Here is an 18,039-nt window from a genome sequence, read left to right as displayed (position 1 = left end):
CGCCCCCATGAAGGTCCCGACTGCCGCCGGCGGCCTCTCCACCCTCCCCGCCGACCGGCGACTCTTCCGGGAACTCTACTACCGCGACACCCCTCGCGCCGTTCGCTACCGCTACGCCCTGCTCGCGCTCGACGCCGTCACGCTGGTCTTCATCGTCGCGACGTCCTTCACGGCGCGCACCTGGGTGGTCGAGATCGCGGATGTCCTGCTCGGCCTCGTGCTGGCCGCGGAGTTCGTCGCCCGTCTCCGCGCGAGCCCCGCCCCCTGGCGCGAACTGGCCCATCCCGCGACCATCGCGGACGCGGTCGCGATCGTCTGCTTCGTGATCCCCTATCTCGGCGCCGTGGCCGGCTTCCTTCGCGCGCTGAGGGTCCTGCGCCTCCTGCGCTCGCGCCGGGTCGTCGCGCGTCTCCGGCGGGACTTCCCCGCCTTCCAGCGGAACGAGGACACGATCGTCGCCGCCGCCGACCTGGTCGTCTTCATCTTCATCATGACCGGGGTGGTCTACGAGACCCAGCACTGGAGCAACCCGCAGATCCGGGACTACGCGGACAGCCTCTACTTCACCATCACCGCCCTCACGACCACCGGCTTCGGCGACATCACCCTGCCCGGGCGGACGGGGCGGCTGATCTCCGTGGTCATCATGTTCGCCGGCGTCACGCTCTTCCTCCGGCTGGCCCAGTCGCTCTTCCGCCCGAACAAGATCCGCTTTCCCTGCCCGCAATGCGGCCTGCAGCGGCATGAGCCCGATGCGGTGCACTGCAAGGCCTGCGGACACGTGCTGAACATCCCGGACGAGGGCGGCTGAGCCCCTTCACACCTTCCGGCGCGGCCGGAGGTTCGCCTTGCCGCTCTGCCGGGCCGGCGCGCATCGTTCCGGATGCGGCCCGCGAGAGGCCGGGAGGAAGCCGATCCGTGATCCCCCATCTTACGCGCCGCGCCGTGCTGGCCGGCGCTGCCGCCCTCACCTGCTCGCCCGTGCTCGGCCAGACCGCCCCGCCCGCGGGCGCCCCGGCCCCCGGCGGGGCCGGCCCGGGGCACGGCGGGGCCGGCCCGGGCTGCGCCGCCTGTGGCACGCCTGTGGTGGTCACGCCGGACTTCCAGGTGGATCCCTTCTGGCCGAAGGCGCTGCCGAACAACTGGATCGTCGGCCAGGTGGCCGGCGTGGCCGTGGACAAGCGGGACCACATCTGGATTGTCCACCGCCCCGCCTCCATCGCCCAGCGCCAGCTCCTGGCGGAGCGGACCCCGCCGGAGACCGAGTGCTGCGTCCGTGCCCCCGCGGTGCTCGTCTTCGACACGGCCGGCAACCTGCTTCGGCACTGGGGCGGCCCCGGCCAGGGCTACGAATGGCCGGAGACGGAGCACGGCATCTATGTGGACGCCAACGACAACGTCTGGCTCGCCGGCAGCGGGGAGCGCGACCATCAGATCCTGAAGTTCACGCTCGACGGCCGCTTCATCATGCAGATCGGCCGTGCCGGCCAGTCCCGCGGCAACGACGACACGCAGAACCTGAACCGGCCCGCCGACGTGGAGGTGGATCCCCAGGCCCGGGAACTCTTCGTGGCCGACGGCTACGGCAACCGCCGCGTCATCGTCTTCGACAGCGAGACGGGTGCCTACAAGCGCCACTGGGGCGCCTATGGCGAGCGCCCGCTCGACGGCGGCGACCCGGCCTATGGCCCGACCTCGCCCTATAACCCGAACGGCCCACGGTCCCGCCAGTTCGCCCGGCCGGTCCACTGCGTCCGGCTGACCCGGGACGGGCTGGTCTATGTCTGTGACCGCGTGAACGACCGCTACCAGATCTTCCGCCGCGACGGCACCTTCGTGTCGGAGCATCTGATCGCGCCGCAGACCCGGCTGAACGGCTCGGTGGCCGATCTCGTCCCCTCCCCGGACCCGGAGCAGCGCTTCCTCTATCAGGTGGACAATTCCAATGGCGTGGCCCGGGTGATCCGACGCAGCGACGGAGAGATCCTGTCCACCTTCGGCCGCGCGGGACGGCAGGCCGGGCAGTTCCACGTGCCGCACAACGTGGCCGTGGACAGTCAGGGCAGCCTCTACATCACGGAGGTCGACACGGGGCAGCGGGTCCAGCGGTTCCGCCGGCTGGACCAACAGCCGCGATAGCCATGAGCGCGGCCGCAGGCCTGCCGGTCCGGCACAGGGGCTAGGCTCCACCCCCCGGGCGCCCTATTTCCGAACCTGGGAATCCAGGGAGCCGACCCATGCCCGATGGCATCGCCAACAAGCCCACCGACTGGCGTACGGCGGGCATCCGCCGCGTCCGGGGGGCGGAGAAGAGCTCGGACACGCCGGAAACACTGGGCATGAACCGGCAGGTCGCCATTTCCGGCAGCCGCACCGGCTCTTCGGCCCTCTGGGCCGGGACCAACCGGATCCGCCCGAACTCGGCCACCGGCGCGCACCACCACGGCCACCTGGAGAGCGTGATCTACATCATCTCCGGCACCGCCCACATGCGCTGGGGCGACCGGCTGGAGTTCATCACGGAGGCCAAGGCGGGCGACTTCTTCCTCGTGCCGCCCTATGTCCCCCACCAGGAGATCAATGCCTCCGCGACCGAGGAGCTGCACTGCGCCCTGGTGCGCAGCGGCACCGAGGAGGTGGTGGTGAATCTGCCCGACCTCGTGCCGGTGGCCGAGCCGGAGTGGGTGGACCAGAGCGCGGCGACGAACTGCACCTGACACCCCGGCCGGGCGCCGGCCGCCGCCGGCTGTCCCGGACTCGCTGTCCCGGACCGGCGGGCCAGCCCGTTCCGGCCCGGCCGGAACGGCATCGGGGCGGCCTGACTTCCCGGCAGCGCCGGAAACCCCTATCTGGCGCCGCAGGAACCCCCGATGACAGACACCCCCCTCGACCGTATCCGCAACTTCTCGATCATCGCCCATATAGACCACGGCAAGTCGACCCTGGCCGACCGGCTGATCCAGGCCACCGGCGCCCTCTCCGCCCGCGAGATGACGGAGCAGGTGCTGGACAACATGGACATCGAGAAGGAGCGCGGGATCACCATCAAGGCGCAGACCGTGCGCCTGAACTACCGCGCCCAGGACGGGCAGGACTACGTCCTGAACCTGATGGACACCCCGGGCCACGTGGACTTCGCCTATGAGGTGTCCCGGTCTCTCGCGGCCTGTGAGGGATCGTTGCTGGTGGTCGATGCTTCCCAGGGGGTCGAGGCGCAGACCCTGGCGAACGTCTACCAGGCGCTCGACGCCGGTCACGAGATCGTCCCGATCCTGAACAAGGTGGACCTGCCAGCCGCCGAGCCCGACCGGGTGAAGCAGCAGATCGAGGACGTGATCGGCCTGCCGGCCGAGGACGCGGTGATGATCTCGGCCAAGACCGGCCTGAACATCGAGGGCGTGCTGGAGGCCCTGGTCACCCGCCTGCCCCCGCCGAAGGGCGACCCCTCCGCCACCACCAAGGCCCTGCTGGTCGACTCCTGGTATGATCCGTATCTCGGCGTCGTCATCCTCGTTCGCGTACGCGATGGGCATCTGCGCAAGGGCCAGAAGGTCCGGATGATGGCCAACGGCACCACCCATGTCGTGGAGCAGGTCGGCGTCTTCCGCCCGAAGATGCAGGCCGTGGACAGTCTCGGCCCGGGCGAGATGGGCTACATCACCGCGGCGATCAAAACCGTCGCGGACACCAATGTCGGCGACACGATCACCGACGACCGCAATCCCGCGCCCGAGGCGCTGGCCGGCTTCAAGCCCTCCATCCCCGTGGTGTGGTGCGGGCTCTACCCCGTGAACTCCGACGATTTCGAGAAGCTGCGGGACAGCCTCGCGAAGCTGCGCCTGAACGACGCCTCTTTCCACTACGAGGCCGAGAGCAGCGCGGCCCTCGGCTTCGGCTATCGGTGCGGCTTCCTGGGCCTGCTGCACCTGGAGATCATCCAGGAGCGCCTGTCCCGCGAGTTCGACCTCGACCTGATCGCGACCGCCCCGAGCGTCGTCTACAAGCTGAAGATGACGGATGGCACGGAACGGGACCTGCACAACCCCGCCGACATGCCGGACGTCGTGAAGATCGAGAGCATTGAGGAGCCCTGGATCAAGGCGACGATCTTCGTCCCCGATGAGTACCTCGGCAACATCCTCACCCTCTGCTCGGAGCGGCGCGGCCAGCAGGTGGAGCTGACCTATGTCGGCGCCCGCGCGATGGCCGTCTATCGCCTGCCGCTGAACGAGGTGGTCTTCGACTTCTACGACCGGCTTAAGTCCGTCTCCCGCGGCTACGCCTCCTTCGACTACACGATGGACGGCTATGCCGAGGGCGATCTCGTGAAGATCAGCATCCTCGTGAACAACGAGCCGGTGGACGCCCTGTCCTTCATGGCGCACCGCTCCCAGGCGGATCGCCGGGGCCGCTCCATCTGCGAGAAGCTGAAGGAACTGATCCCCCGCCAGCTCTTCAAGATCCCCATCCAGGCCGCGATCGGCGGCCGCGTCATCGCGCGCGAGACGATCAGCGCGATGTCGAAGGACGTGACCGCCAAGTGCTACGGCGGCGACATCTCGCGCAAGCGCAAGCTCCTCGAGAAGCAGAAGGAGGGCAAGAAGCGCATGCGCCAGTTCGGCAAGGTCGAGATCCCGCAGAGCGCCTTCATCGCCGCCCTGAAGATGGACGCTTAGCGGAACGAGTTTCCCACTCCCCTTCCCTCCGGAACGGGGAGCCTGTTTCCTCCGTTCGGGGAGGGTTCTGCGAGACCGAACCCTGCCGGGGGGATGCTTGCGCGGATGGTCAGTGGAGTTCTTCAGCCGTTCACCGGCGTTCAGCGGATCGACGCCGTCCTGACAGGGCTCAAATGGGACGGCCTCGCCCTCACCTATAGCTTCCCGACGAGCGCCGCCGCCTTCGATCTGGTGAATTACCCGGCAGACTTCGCGACGGACAATCCGATCGCCGGCCACCCCGAAAATTTCGTCGAGGCAACCGCTTCAGTCCAAGCTGCCGCCGTCTGGGCACTCACCCAGCAATACGCCAGGGTCACGAACCTCACCTTCACGCAGGCGGCCGACAACGACGTCAACGCGACGCTAAAGATCGGCGAGTTCGCGCCGAGCGACCCCGAACAGTCGGACGTCGCCTTCTTCCCCTGGCAGAACGACTACCGGAACGAGGGCGTGTTCCTGCAGGACATCCTGCACGGCAACACGCGGGACGCCGTCCGCGGCAATTACGACTGGTCGACGGTGATGCACGAGATCGGGCACGCGCTCGGCCTCAAACACCCCCACGCCTACCATCCGCCCGATGAGAGCAGCCCGTGGTTCCCGATGAACCTCAACCGCACGCCGGCCGAGCGGAACTCCATCGAGTACAGCGTGATGACCTATGCGGTGGCGATCGGGGCCGATGCCACCGGCGCCGGCTCCTCGGAAACCTGGGGCGAGCCGCAGTCGCTGATGCAGGACGACATCCAGGCCCTGCAGGTCATGTACGGCACGAACTATACGACAAACGCCGGGAATACGACCTACAGCTTCAGCGCGAGCACCGGCGAGATGTTCGTGAACGGCGTGGGCCAGGGCCAACCGGGCGGCGCTTCCGCGCCTGCGGCGGCCAACCGCATCTTCCTCACCATCTGGGATGGAGGCGGCACGGACACCTACGATCTGTCGAACTACACCGGCACTGAGGACAGCTTCACCGATCTCGACCTCTCCCCCGGCGGCTGGCTGGCCTTCTCCCCCGCGCAGACCGCCAATCTCGGCGGGGGCAGCCTGGCCTCCGCCACCCCGATCTACGCCCGCGGCAACGTCGCCAACGCGCTGCTCTTCGAGAACGACCCTCGCGCCCTCATCGAGAACCTCATCGGGACCCAGGGGAACGACATCATCCGCGGCAACGTCGCGACGAACGACCTCTGGGGCGGGAACGGCGGCGACTGGATCCGCGGGATGCAGGGCGATGACTGGCTCACGGGCGGGGCCGAGGGAGACCTCCTCGACGGCGGCGACGGGAGCGACACGGTCAACTACCTCGGCTCCACGGCGGGGGTGATGATCGATCTCGCCGCGGGGCGCGGATACGGCGCCGAAGCGCAGGAGGACCAGTTCGTCTCGGTCGAGCGGGTGCTGGGCAGCCGCTTCGACGACATCCTGATCGGTGCAGGCGCGTCCGACTCCCTCTTCGGCACCGACGGCGATGACCATCTGTTCGGCGGTGCCGGCGCGGACCTGCTGGATGGCGGCGCGGGGTCCGATGTGGCGAGCTACTCGACCGCGACGGCCGGCGTCACCGTCAGTCTCGCGACCGCGACTTCCAGCGATGGCGACACGCTCGTCAACATCGAGAGCCTGTCGGGCTCGGCCTATGGCGACGTGCTCGTCGGAGATCGCGGGGCCAACCAGCTGGAGGGTCTCGGCGGGGACGACGTTCTCTCCGGCGGGAGCGGCGCGGACGTGCTCGTCGGCGGAGCCGGAACCGACGCGGCGGACTACCTCAACTCCCCGGCGGGGGTCCGCGTCTACATCGACCTCGGCGCCGGCACGGGGCGCGGATCCGGCGGTGATGCCGAAGGCGACCTCCTGATCTCGATCGAATCACTGGGCGGCTCCGGGCTCGACGACGTGCTCGTGGGAAATGCCGGCGACAACCGGCTGATCGGCGGGGCCGGCAACGACTACCTGCTCGGCCGCGGCGGGGCGGACATGCTCGTCGGCGGTGCCGGCGCGGACAGCTTCGTCTATGCCGCTCTGACGGACAGCTCGGCCGCTACGGGCCTGGACGCGATCGCTGATTTCAGCCGCGGAGAGGGCGACCTGATCGACCTTTCCCCGGTACTGGGAGGGCTGGGCTACATCTTCATCGGCGCAGCCGCGTTCAACGGAACGGCCTCGATCCGCGCCGAGACGATCGGCGCGGGACGCTTCCTGCTGGAAACAGACGCGGGCGATGGGCTGGCCGACCTGCGGGTCATCGTTCAAACCCTGGATGTCACGACGCTGACCGCGACGGATCTCGTGTTCTGAGATGACGTCGGGGCTTGACGGGCCGGGGTGTAGCAGTGATGGGACGGCAGGGAGGAATCCATGCCGAATATTGATCGCCGCACCATTTTGACGCTCGCTGCGGGTGCGGCTTCCGCACTCGCGCGTCCGGCCCTCGCCCAGGCCGGTTACCCGAACCGCCCCGTCACCTTCGTCATCCCCTTCGCGGCCGGCGGCCCCACCGACACGGTGGCGCGGCTGACAGCGGAGGTGATGGCCCGCGACCTCGGCCAGCCGGTGGTGGTGGAGAACGTCGGCGGCGCCGGCGGCACGCTCGGCGCGCAGCGCGTGGCGCAGGCCCGGCCGGACGGCCACACGCTGCTGCTACATCACATCGGCATGGGCACCACCCCCGCCCTCTATCGCCGCCTCTCCTACGATCCGGTCAACGGCTTCGAGCCGATCGGCCTCATCACCGAGGTGCCGATGACGATCGTCACCAAGCGGGACTTCCCCGCGCAGAACCTCGCGGAGCTGGTCCGCGTCCTGCGCGAGCGGAAGGAGGGGATCAACCTCGCCAATGCCGGGGTGGGCGCGGCCTCGCATCTCTGCGGCCTGCTGCTGCAATCGGCCATCCAGACCCAGGTCACCACGGTTCCCTATCGCGGCACCGGCCCGGCCATGACGGACCTCATCGGCGGCGCGGTGGACCTCATGTGCGACCAGACCACGAACACCACCGAGCAGATTCGCGCCGGGGCCATCCGTGCCTTCGCCGTGACCACGCGCACCCGCAACGCCGCCCTTCCGGACCTTCCCACCGCGGCCGAGGCCGGGCTTCCCGGCTTCGAGGTGTCGGTCTGGCACGGCCTCTACGCGCCCCGGAACACGTCGGCCGAGATCGTGAACCGCCTCTCCCGCGCGCTGCAGTTCGCCCTGCGGGATGAGCGGCTGGTGGCACGCTTCGCGGAACTCGGGACCGCCCCGGTTCCGCAGGACCAGGCGACGCCGGCCTTCCATCGCCAGTACTGGCAGGCCGATATCGCGAAGTGGCGCCCGATCATCCAGGCCGCCGGGCAGTACGCCGACTGACGCGCCTTCCGCCCCGGGTCCGGCCCGGGGCGGTTGATCTCCCGGTCACACTTTCTCGCTAGCGTCCCGAATCACCCCAGCATGGGGCATGGAGGCGGGACCGAGCGTGGACATGAAGATCGGCGCACTGCAGCGCCCTCTGCTCTCGCTGGCCTCGCGCGCCGGCGCGGGCCACTCCACCCGCGCCATCCTCACCGCGCTGCTCGTCGCCGCGCTGCTCCCGGCCTGGGCCTTCGGTGGCTACGCCGCCTGGCGCCAGTTCGAGGCCGAGCGGAGCGCCCACATCACCGATGCGCGGGAGGTCGCCCGCAGCCTCTCGATCCTCGTGGACCGAGAGCTCGCGACGCTGCGGGCCGGCATGGCCGCGGCAGCCGCCGTGATCGAGGGCACGGGCAATGCCGCGCTCCTCCAGGATCTCTCGGCCAGCTTCACGCCCGTCGGCGGCCACCTCGCCCTCCTGGACGAATCCGAGCTGCCGGAGAGGACAGCCGACCCGGTCCAAGCCTTTGCCCGTACGGCCCTTTCCCCCGCGGCGGGGCACCTGCCGATCCTCTCCGGCCTCCTGCCCGCCGAATCCGGAACCCGGCCGCTCGTCGCCATGGCCCAGCGCGTGCCCGGCCCGGGGCCGCGCCGCGTTCTGCTCCTGACGACCGACGCCCTTCGGCACTGGTCCGCTACCCTCCGCCAGGGCCAGCCGGAGGAGGACTGGATCGTGGCCCTCGCCGACGCGGGCGGCACCATCATCGCCCGGATCCCCGATCCCGTGCGGCACGTCGGCGAGTCGATCACGGAGCCCGCCCGGGCCGCGCTCCGCGCCGGGGCCGAGGCGGGCCAGGGCGAGGGCGTCGCCCGCAGCCGGAGCCGCGAGGGCCGGTCCACCTACCTGACCTGGCGCCGGCTCTCCGCCGACCCCTGGGCCATCCTCATCGGCGTGCCGGCGGACGGGCTGGATGCGCCGATCTGGCGGGCCATTCCGCTCTATGCCCTCGTCGGCCTCGTGGTCATGGCGGGCTTCACCCTTTTCCTGGGGTGGTGGACGGAGCGGCGCCTCGTGCTGCCCCTCGCGGCACTCGGCCGGGTCGCCCGAGCCTTCGGCCAGGGAGAGGTGGTCCGGCCGCCCCGCCGCTCCGGCGTGCGCGAGGTAGACCAGGCCGGAGAGGCGCTGGTCATCGCCCTCGGCGAGTTCGACCGAAATGAGCGCCGGCTGCGGGAGAGCGAGGCACGATTCCGTATCCTCGCGGAAGCCACGCCGCAGATCGTCCTCTCCGCCCGGCCGGACGGGCTGATCGAGTATGTGAACCCACGCTTCCGGACACTCACCGGTCTGGATCCCGAGATCCTCTCCACGCCGGGCGCGCGAGCCTTGCACCCGGCGGACCGTCCGCGTGCCGTCCGCGCCTGGCGGCGGGTGCTGCGACGGGGCGTTGCGGCCACGACGGAGTTCCGGCTCCGCCGTGCCGGCGGGGGCTGGATCTGGGTGAGCGCGACGGCCCTCCCGTCCTTCGGCCCGGAAGGAACAGTGGAACGAATCATCGCAGCAGCCGGCGACGTGACCGACCTCGTCGAGACCCGGGAGGCTCTCGCCCGGCAGGTCGCGGCGGAGGCTGCCGCGCGCCGGGCCGCGCTCGACGCAGCGGCCGCGCTCGCCGCCTCCGAGGAACGGTTCCGCCGCTTCGCGGAGGCGAGTCCCGACGTGCTCCTCGTCGCGCGTCCCGAGGGTCGCGAGCTGACCTACGTCTCCCCCGCCGCCGCAGCGATCTGGGGACGCTCGGTCGACGAGATCATGGAGACACCGGACTTCTGGCAGATGGCCCTTCACCCCGAGGACCGCTTCGCGGCCGCCGCCGTGGTGGCCGACAGCGCCGCCCGGGGCGAGCCGGTCACCTTCGAGTACCGCATCCTCCGACCCGATGGCTCGGTCCGCTGGATCCGGGACACGGCTTTCAGCATCCCGGGGCGCCCCGGCGAGCCCGCGCGGGTCGGCGGCCTCGCGCGCGACATCACCCACCTCCGCAGCGCCGATTCGCACCGGGCGATGCTGCTGGCCGAGCTGAATCACCGGGTGAAGAACACTCTCGTGACCGTGCAGTCGCTGATGACCCAGACCGCCCGGACCGCGGCTCTTGCGCCTGACCCGATGGGGCGCTTCACCGCAGACTTCCAGGGCCGGATCCTCGCCCTGTCCCGCGCGCACGATCTGCTCACCGCGACCACCTGGCGCGGCTCCGCCCTGATCGAGACCGTCGAGCAGGCGCTCGCCCCCTGGCGCGGTCCAGGACGGGACGCGGCGCAGACGTCCAGAGTGGTCCTCGGCGGCCCCGACGTCTGGCTGCTGCCGCGCCAAGCGCTCGGGCTGTCCATGGCGCTGCACGAACTCGCGACGAACGCGGCGAAGCACGGCGCCCTCTCAGTCCCGAGCGGGTCGGTCCGCATCGGCTGGACGCTGGACGAGGACGAGGTTCGTCTCTCCTGGCAGGAGGATGGCGGCCCCCCCGTGACGCCCCCCTCTCGCCGCGGCTTCGGTTCCCGCTTGCTGGAGCGCGGCCTTTCCGGCGAGCTCGGACCCGGCGCCTCCATCACCCTTGACTATTGTCCCCAGGGGTTTCACGCCGAGATCCTGTTCCGGGCGCAAGGGCGCCGGATGGGGGAAGACAGCGCATGAACAGCCTTGCGGGGCGGAAGGTTCTCGTCGTCGAGGACGAAACCCTGGTGGCCATGCTCGTGGAGGACACGCTCCTGGATGCCGGCGCCGCGGTGATCGGCCCGGCGGCCACGGTGGCCGAGGCGCTGCAACTGCTGAACGCGGAGCGTCCCTCGGTGGCCGTTCTCGACCTCAACCTGGCCGGCGAGACGTCGGAACCTGTGGCGGACGCCTTGGCCGCGATGGGCGTGCCGTTCGTGGTCGCCTCCGGTTACGGCGCGGCCGGCCTGCCGGCCCGGCACGCGGGAGTCCCGGTCCTCGCCAAGCCCTATGCGCCCGAGGATCTGACAGCGGCCCTCACGCGCCTGCCGGGCTGACCGGCCCGGCCCGGCGCTTGCAGAGCGTCCCGCGATGCTCGGCCCGATCACCTTCACGCTGAACGGCACCCCGCGCCGCCTTCCTGCCGGCACCTCGCCCACGATGACCCTGCTGGACTGGCTGCGCGGCCCCGCGGGCCTGACGGGCACCAAGGAGGGCTGCGCGGAGGGTGACTGCGGTGCCTGCACGGTCGTGATGGAATGGCCGAACGGGGCCCGCGTGCCCGTGAACGCCTGCCTCACGCTGATGGGCCAAGTCCATGGCGGATGCGTGCGGACCGTGGAGGGACTGCGCGGCCCGGACGGCGCCCCGCACCCCGTCCAGACCGCCCTGGCCGAGGCCGACGCGACCCAGTGCGGCTTCTGCACCCCCGGGATTGTCATGACGGGCTGGGCCCACGCGCGGTCCGGGCCGGAGGCTGGAGACGTGCACGACGCGCTGGCCGGGAACCTCTGCCGCTGCACCGGGTACCGGCCGATCGTCGCCGCGTTCAGGACCTTTCGGGATGATGGTGCCGCGTCCCCTTCTCCGCCCGCCGACGTCGCGACAAGGCTGGAAGCGCCGGGCCAGGTCTTTCACCGCCCCGGGAGCCTCGCCGAACTCCTGCGTCTCCGGGCCGCGCTGCCGGAGGCCTGGCTGCTGGCCGGCGGGACGGACCTCGGCCTTCGTGTGTCAGAGCGGCGGGAGGCGCCGCCGGCGGTCATCTGCGTTCTCGACGTCCCGGAGCTGACGGGGCTGGAAGAGACGCCGCAAGGCCTGCGCGTGGGCGCCGCGGTGCCCTACCGCCGCCTCCTCGAAGCGATCACGGAGGACCCTGGAGGCGAGTACCGCCCGCTGATCGGCCTGCTGCGTCGTCTCGGATCGCGGCAGATCCGGGGCCTCGGCACGCTCGGCGGCAATCTCGGCACGGCGTCCCCGATCGGCGATGCCCTGCCGTCGCTCGTTGCCCTCGGGGCCACGCTCCGCCTGGAAGGGCCGGAGGGGACGCGGGAGATGGCCGTGGAGGACTTCCTCACCGGCTACCGCACCCATGCCCTCGCCCCCGCCGAGGTCATCCGGGACGTCTTCCTGCCACGCCCGCCGCGCGGCGCGATCTGGGCCTGCGAGAAGGTGTCCAAGCGCCCGGATCAGGACATCGCGACCGTCGGCATGTCGGCCCTCATCACTCTGTCGGACTGGCGCGTGACGGACGCCCGGATCGCGCTCGGCGGCACCGGACCGCGGGTCGAGCGCTGCCCGCCCGCCGAGGCCGCGCTCATCGGCCACCCCTGGTCCGAAGAGACGGTCGAGGCCGCCGCCGCGGCCTTAGAGGCCACCATCCGGCCCATGTCCGATTTCCGGGCGGGCGCGGAGTACCGGCGGGTGGTCGCGGGCAATCTCCTGCGGCGCCTCTGGCACCGCAGCGCCGGGGAGCCGTGATGGACGCCCTGCCCGGCCGGACCGGCCCCGGCGCCGCGCTGCGCCAGGACTCCGCGCTGAAGCACGCGACCGGCGAGGCCCGCTTCATCGACGACATGCCGGAGCCGCCTGGGACGCTGCACGCGGCACTCGTCCTCTCGCCGGTCGCGCATGGCCGGCTGGAGCCGCTCGACCTCTCTCCGGCCCTTGCCTCACCCGGCGTCATCGCGGCTCTTGGACCCGGCGACATCCCGGGGCAGAACGACATCTCGCAGCCCAACCGAGCGCCCGAGCACATGCTCGCCGACGGGCTGGTGGAGTACTGGAGCCAGCCGCTGGCGATTGTGGTTGGCACGACGCGCGACGCCGCCCTGGCCGGCGCGGCCGCCGTGCGCCCTGCCATCGCCCCCCTCCGCCCGGTCCTCTCCGTTGCCGAGGCGTTGGAGGCGGAATCCTTCCTCCTCCCCCCGATGGTGCTCGCGCGCGGCGATGCGCGCGCGACGCTCGACGCGGCGCCCCACCGGGTGTCCGGCACCTTCCACGCCGGCGGGCAGGAGCATTTCTACCTTGAGGGACAGGCCGCCCTCGTCGTGCCGGGCGAGGACGGCGATCTCACCATCCACTCCTCGACCCAGAACCCGACCGAAGTGCAGCACATGGCCGCGCGGGTCCTGGGCTGCGACCACAACCGCCTGACGATCCAGGTCCGCCGGCTCGGCGGCGGCTTCGGCGGGAAGGAGAGCAACGCCTCCTGGGTCGCGGCCTGCGCGGCCCTCGCGGCCCACCGGACCGGCCGGCCGGTGAAGCTGCGCCTGGGCCGCAAGCAGGACATGGCGGCAACCGGCAAGCGCCACCCGATGCTTTATCGCTGGGAGGCGGGGTTCGACGAGACAGGGCGAATCCTGGCCCTCGACGCGACGCTCGCGGCCGATGGCGGGCACAGCGTGGATCTCTCGGCCGGCGTGCTCTTCCGCGCGGTGACCCACGCGCTGAACTGCCTCGACGTGCGGGACGTCCGCCTCAACGGCGTGGTCTGCAAGACGAACACCGTCAGCAACACCGCCTTCCGCGGCTTTGGCGGGCCACAGGGCATGCTGCTGATGGAGGACGTGACGCGCCGCGTCGCCCGCGCTCTCGGCACGACGCAGGAGGCGGTGCGCGAGCGCAACTTCGCGGGCGGCGAGAACGCGTCCGACACGCCCTACGGCCAGGCGCTGGAAGGCGACCTGATCCGCCGCGTCTGGGCGGAGTGCCGCCAGGCCGGCAGCTGGGACGGCGCGCGGGAGAACGTGGACCGCTTCAACGCGCTGCACCGGACCCGCCGCCGCGGCCTCGGCAGCTTCGTGCTCGCCTTCGGCATCTCCTTCGGCGTGATGTCGATGAATCAGGCCGGCGCGCTGGTGCATGTGTACGGGGACGGCTCCATCCGCCTGAACCACGGCGGGACGGAGATGGGCCAGGGCCTGTTCATCAAGGTCGCCCAGGTCGTCGCCGGCGTCTTCGGCGTGCCGGAGGAGCGCGTCCGCATCACGGCGACGAGCACCGCGGAGGTTCCGAACACGGCCCCCACCGCCGCCAGCACCGGATCGGACCTGAACGGCTGGGCGGCGAAGATCGCGGCCACGACGATCCGCGACCGGATGGCGGAGGTCGCCGCCGCCGAATGGTCCGTCCCGCCCGCCGACATCGTCTTCGAGGATGAGGAGGTCCGCGCGGGCAACCGGCGCATGACCTTCGGGGAGCTGGCACATCGCTGCGTGCTCGCGCGCGTCTCGCTCTCCTCCACGGGTTATTACCGGACACCGGACATTCACTGGGACCCGGCGACGCTGCGCGGCCATCCCTTCTTCTACTTCTCCTACGGCGCCGCGATGGCGGAGGTGGAGGTGGACCTGCTGACGGGCGAGAACCGCGTGATTCGCGCGGAGCTGGTGCAGGATTGCGGCCGGTCCCTGAACCCCGCCGTGGACCTCGGTCAGATCGAGGGTGCCTTCGTCCAGGGCCTCGGCTGGCTCACCTGCGAGGAGCTGTGGTGGGACGACCAGGGCCGGCTGCGCACCATCGGTCCCTCCACCTACAAGATCCCCGGCTCCCGCGACGTGCCGGAGGTGTTCAACGTGCGCCTGCTGGAGGGATCGCCGGCGCGGGTGAACACGATCTTCCGCTCCAAGGCCGTGGGCGAGCCGCCGCTGATGCTGGCGACGGCCGTCTGGAACGCGCTCTGCGACGCGACCGGCGCGGAGACGATGGACCTTCCCGCCACGCCCGAGCGCGTGCTGATGGCCTGGCGGGCCGCGCACCGCTGATCCTCCCCGCCTGCGGCTTGCCGCGACCGAGGAAGGCGTTATGCCAGTTGGGGCCCGCCCTCAGAGGACCCGCGCCCTGACGATCCCGCGAGATCCCGTCGTCATCATCGGCGCCGGCCCCACGGGGCTGACGGCCGCCCTCGCCCTCGGGCTGCGGGGCGTGCCGGTGGTGCTGGCGGAGGCGGAACCCGCCCTGGCCCACGACCTCCGCGCCGGTTCCTATCACCCGCCGACGATTGAGATGCTCGCGGCTCTCGGCGTCGGCGAGGCGATGCACCAGACGGGCATCGTGGTTCCGATCTGGCAGGTCCGCGACCGGATCGAGGGCGTGGTGGCGGAGTTCGACCTCTCCCTCCTGCGGGACGAGACGCCCTTCCCGTATCGGCTCCACCTGGAGCAGCACCGCCTCACGCCGATTCTGCTGGACCGGATCCGGCGGGCGGTACCGGACGTCGAGCTCCGCTTCGGGGCGCGGATCGAGGGCTTCGAACAGGACCTGAACGGCGTGACCGTCCAGCTCAGCGACGGCCCCCTCCGGGCCTCCTTCCTCATCGGCTGCGACGGGGCGCGCAGCACCGTCCGCCGCGGGCTGGGCACGGCCTTTGAGGGCTTCACCTGGGACGATCGCTTCCTCGTCGCGAGCACGACCTACGACCTCGGCGCGCTCGGCTTCGCCGGGGCGGGCTACGTCGCGGATCCCACCCACTGGGCCGCGGTCTTCCACGTGCCGGACGAGGGCCCGCCCGGCCTCTGGCGCATCGCGTACGGCATCGCGCCGGAGGAGGACGAGGCGGAGGCGCTGCGGCCGGACGCCATCCAGTCCCGGCTGCGGATCGTCCTGGAGCACAGCCGTGCCGCCCCGACCGGCGGCGCCTTCCCGCTGAATCACGCCTCCGTCTACAAGGTCCACCAGCGCGTGGCGGCGCGATTCGCGACGGGACGGGTGGTCCTGGCCGGGGACGCCGCGCATGTGAACAACCCGCTCGGCGGCCTCGGGCTGAACGGCGGCATCCACGATGCCGTGAACCTTTCGGAAAAGCTTTCCCAGGTCTTCTCCGAGGGTGCCGACCACGCCGCCCTGCTCGACCTCTATGACCGCCAGCGGCGGCCGATCAACGTGCAGGCCGTGCAGGCCATGTCCATCCGCAATAAGCGCCTGCTGCAGGAGACCGACCCCGCGATCCGGAGGGAGCGCCTAGACGAACTGCGGGCGACGGCCGCCGACCCGGCCCGCGCAAGGGCCTACCTGATGAACACCTCCATGATAAACTCGGTCCGGGAAGCGGCCGCCATCGCCTGAGACGGCCCGGAGGAAGAACCATGTCCGCCAGCCGCAAGGACGCCACCTGGGAGGCCCGCCGCGCCGATTTCTACGGCCGGCTCGACACCCAGTCCCTCGCTCCCCTGTGGGAGCGGATGAAGGGCCTCGTCCCGCCCGAGCCCCGGCCGAAGATGCGGCCGCATCTCTGGTCCTATGAATCCATCCGCCCGATGATGATGGAGGCCGGCGGCCTGCTGACCGCGGAGGAGGCGGAGCGCCGCGTCCTCGTGCTGGAGAACCCGGCCCTTCCCGGCCAGTCCAAGGCCACCAACACCCTCTACGCCGGCATCCAGCTCATCCTGCCGGGAGAGGTCGCGCCGGCCCACCGTCATACCCAGTCCGCCCTGCGCTTCGTGCTGGAGAGCAGCGGCGCCTTCACCGCCGTGGGCGGGGAGCGGACGGAGATGCGGGCGGGCGATTTCGTCATCACCCCCGCCTGGGCCTGGCACGACCACGGCAACACCGGCAGCGGCCCAGCGATCTGGCTCGACGTGCTGGACATCCCCGTGGTCGGCTTCGTGGACGCCGGCTTCTCCGAGCACCACAACGACCAGCAGCAATCCATCGCGCGGCCGGAGGACGATGCCCTCTGGCGCTTCGGCACCGGCCTCCTGCCGATCGAGGCGGAGCGGCCCTATGGCGCCACCTCCCCCGTCTTCAACTATCCTTGGTCCCGCACCCGGCCGGCCCTGGCCGCGGCGGCGGCGGGCGGGGTGGACCCGCACTGGGGCGTGACGCTCCGCCACGGCAACCCGCTGGACGGCGGCTGGGCGATGCCCACCATCGCGACCTGGATGACCCACCTGCCCGCCGGCACGGAGACGCGCCCGATCCGCTCGACCGACGCCACCGTCCTGGCCGTCGCCGAAGGGCGGGGACGCGTGACAGTCGGCGACACGCGGCTGGAATTCGGACCGCGCGACGTCCTGGTCCTGCCGAACTGGACCTGGCGCCGCTTCGAGGCGACCGAGGACCTCTTCCTCTTCTGCGCCTCTGACCGCGTGGTGCAGGAGAAGCTTGGACTCTGGCGACACGAGAAGGAGGACTGATGCGGCTCTGCCGCTTCGACGACGACCGCCTGGGACTGATCACCGGAGGCCAGGTCCGGGACGTCACCGCCGTGCTGGACGCCATCCCGCCCCAGCGCCCACCCTACCCACCCTTCGACCCCGTGATCCTTGCCCTGCCCCATCTGCGGGGGGCGATCCTGGCCGAGGCGGAATACGCCGAGGCCCGGCCCCTCGCCGGGCAGCGCCTGCTTCCGCCCGTCTGGCACCCCGGCAAGGTCGTCGCGGCGCCGGTGAACTACCGCAAGCACCTGGAGGAGGCGCGGGAGGACCCCGGCCTGAACCACGGGCGTCAGGTGGAGACGATCCGGAAGGCCGGCCTGTTCCTGAAGGCGACCTCCTCCCTCATCGGCCCCTCCGATCCGGTTCGCCTGCGCCACCTCGACCGCCGCAACGATCATGAGGTGGAGCTGGCGGTCATCATCGGCCGCCGCGCCGACCGGGTGCCGGCAGCGGAGGCCATGAAGCACGTCGCCGGCTACTGCATCGGGCTCGACATGACCGTGCGCGGCACGGAGGACCGGAGCTTTCGCAAGTCCGGCGACACCTACACCGTCCTCGGCCCCTGCATGGTCACCGCGGACGAACTCGGGGACCCCTCGGACCTCGCGCTCGAGCTGACCGTCAACGGCGCCGTGCGGCAGAGCGCGAGCACGCGCGACCTCGTCCTCTCGGTGCCCGAGCTGATCGAGTTCGCCAGCGCCTTCTACACCCTGCATCCCGGGGACGTGCTGCTGACCGGCACGCCCGAGGGCGTCGGGCCGGTGGAGCCCGGCGATATCATGATCGCGTCCATCGCGCGCATCGGCGAGATGACCGTGCGCGTCGCGAGCGGCTGAACGGCGGAGGAGAAGGTCCC

The 18,039-nt window shown here is 71.1% G+C and carries 13 protein-coding genes; all 13 read left to right on the top strand.

Annotated features, from left to right (window positions below; all coding sequences use genetic code 11):
- The first annotated feature begins 7 nt into the window (after positions 1-7).
- The 13 genes from ACP6CK_RS03465 (at position 8) to ACP6CK_RS03405 (ending at position 18,019) form a co-directional block, all read left to right on the top strand.
- Complete coding sequence (locus ACP6CK_RS03465; protein ID WP_426957374.1) at positions 8-811, top strand: potassium channel family protein; 804 nt, start codon at positions 8-10, stop codon at positions 809-811.
- 107 nt (positions 812-918) lie between these two features.
- The gene (locus ACP6CK_RS03460; protein ID WP_426957373.1) at positions 919-2,139 is read left to right on the top strand and encodes a hypothetical protein; all 1,221 of its coding nucleotides are present in this window, start codon (positions 919-921) and stop codon (positions 2,137-2,139) included.
- Between the two features lie 98 nt (positions 2,140-2,237).
- Positions 2,238-2,717, top strand: coding sequence for a cupin domain-containing protein (locus ACP6CK_RS03455; protein ID WP_426957372.1), 480 nt, complete (start codon positions 2,238-2,240; stop codon positions 2,715-2,717).
- A 153-nt stretch (positions 2,718-2,870) separates the two neighbouring features.
- Complete coding sequence (gene lepA, locus ACP6CK_RS03450) at positions 2,871-4,676, top strand: translation elongation factor 4 (protein WP_426957371.1); 1,806 nt, start codon at positions 2,871-2,873, stop codon at positions 4,674-4,676.
- 105 nt (positions 4,677-4,781) lie between these two features.
- The gene (locus ACP6CK_RS03445; RefSeq protein ID WP_426957370.1) at positions 4,782-7,019 is read left to right on the top strand and encodes a M10 family metallopeptidase; all 2,238 of its coding nucleotides are present in this window, start codon (positions 4,782-4,784) and stop codon (positions 7,017-7,019) included.
- Between the two features lie 60 nt (positions 7,020-7,079).
- A complete protein-coding gene (locus ACP6CK_RS03440; RefSeq protein WP_426957369.1) occupies positions 7,080-8,069 on the top strand; it encodes a tripartite tricarboxylate transporter substrate binding protein BugD in 990 nt (329 codons plus the stop codon).
- Between the two features lie 88 nt (positions 8,070-8,157).
- Positions 8,158-10,731: a PAS domain-containing protein gene (locus ACP6CK_RS03435; protein ID WP_426957368.1), complete on the top strand. Its 2,574-nt coding sequence runs from the start codon at positions 8,158-8,160 to the stop codon at positions 10,729-10,731.
- Positions 10,728-11,087, top strand: a complete 360-nt coding sequence (locus tag ACP6CK_RS03430; protein ID WP_426957367.1) for a response regulator — start codon at positions 10,728-10,730, stop codon at positions 11,085-11,087. Before ACP6CK_RS03435 ends, ACP6CK_RS03430 begins: the two co-directional genes overlap by 4 nt.
- A 34-nt stretch (positions 11,088-11,121) precedes the next feature.
- Complete coding sequence (locus ACP6CK_RS03425; protein WP_426957366.1) at positions 11,122-12,507, top strand: xanthine dehydrogenase small subunit; 1,386 nt, start codon at positions 11,122-11,124, stop codon at positions 12,505-12,507.
- Positions 12,507-14,792, top strand: coding sequence for a xanthine dehydrogenase molybdopterin binding subunit (xdhB, locus tag ACP6CK_RS03420; protein ID WP_426957365.1), 2,286 nt, complete (start codon positions 12,507-12,509; stop codon positions 14,790-14,792). The genes ACP6CK_RS03425 and xdhB overlap by 1 nt, the downstream gene beginning before the upstream one ends.
- Positions 14,793-14,832: 40 nt before the next feature.
- Positions 14,833-16,092: an FAD-dependent oxidoreductase gene (locus ACP6CK_RS03415; RefSeq protein ID WP_426957364.1), complete on the top strand. Its 1,260-nt coding sequence runs from the start codon at positions 14,833-14,835 to the stop codon at positions 16,090-16,092.
- A 20-nt stretch (positions 16,093-16,112) separates the two neighbouring features.
- Positions 16,113-17,162 carry a gentisate 1,2-dioxygenase gene (gene gtdA, locus ACP6CK_RS03410; protein WP_426957363.1) on the top strand — a complete coding sequence of 350 codons (1,050 nt, stop codon included), beginning with the start codon at positions 16,113-16,115 and terminating at the stop codon, positions 17,160-17,162.
- Complete coding sequence (locus ACP6CK_RS03405) at positions 17,162-18,019, top strand: fumarylacetoacetate hydrolase family protein (RefSeq protein WP_426957362.1); 858 nt, start codon at positions 17,162-17,164, stop codon at positions 18,017-18,019. Before gtdA ends, ACP6CK_RS03405 begins: the two co-directional genes overlap by 1 nt.
- The last annotated feature ends 20 nt before the right edge of the window (positions 18,020-18,039 follow it).

The sequence above is a fragment of the Muricoccus radiodurans genome (assembly GCF_050154705.1).
GTDB lineage: Bacteria > Pseudomonadota > Alphaproteobacteria > Acetobacterales > Acetobacteraceae > Roseomonas > Roseomonas radiodurans.
Note: the sequence above shows the minus strand (reverse complement) of the source record. Positions and strands in the feature narration are given on the sequence as shown.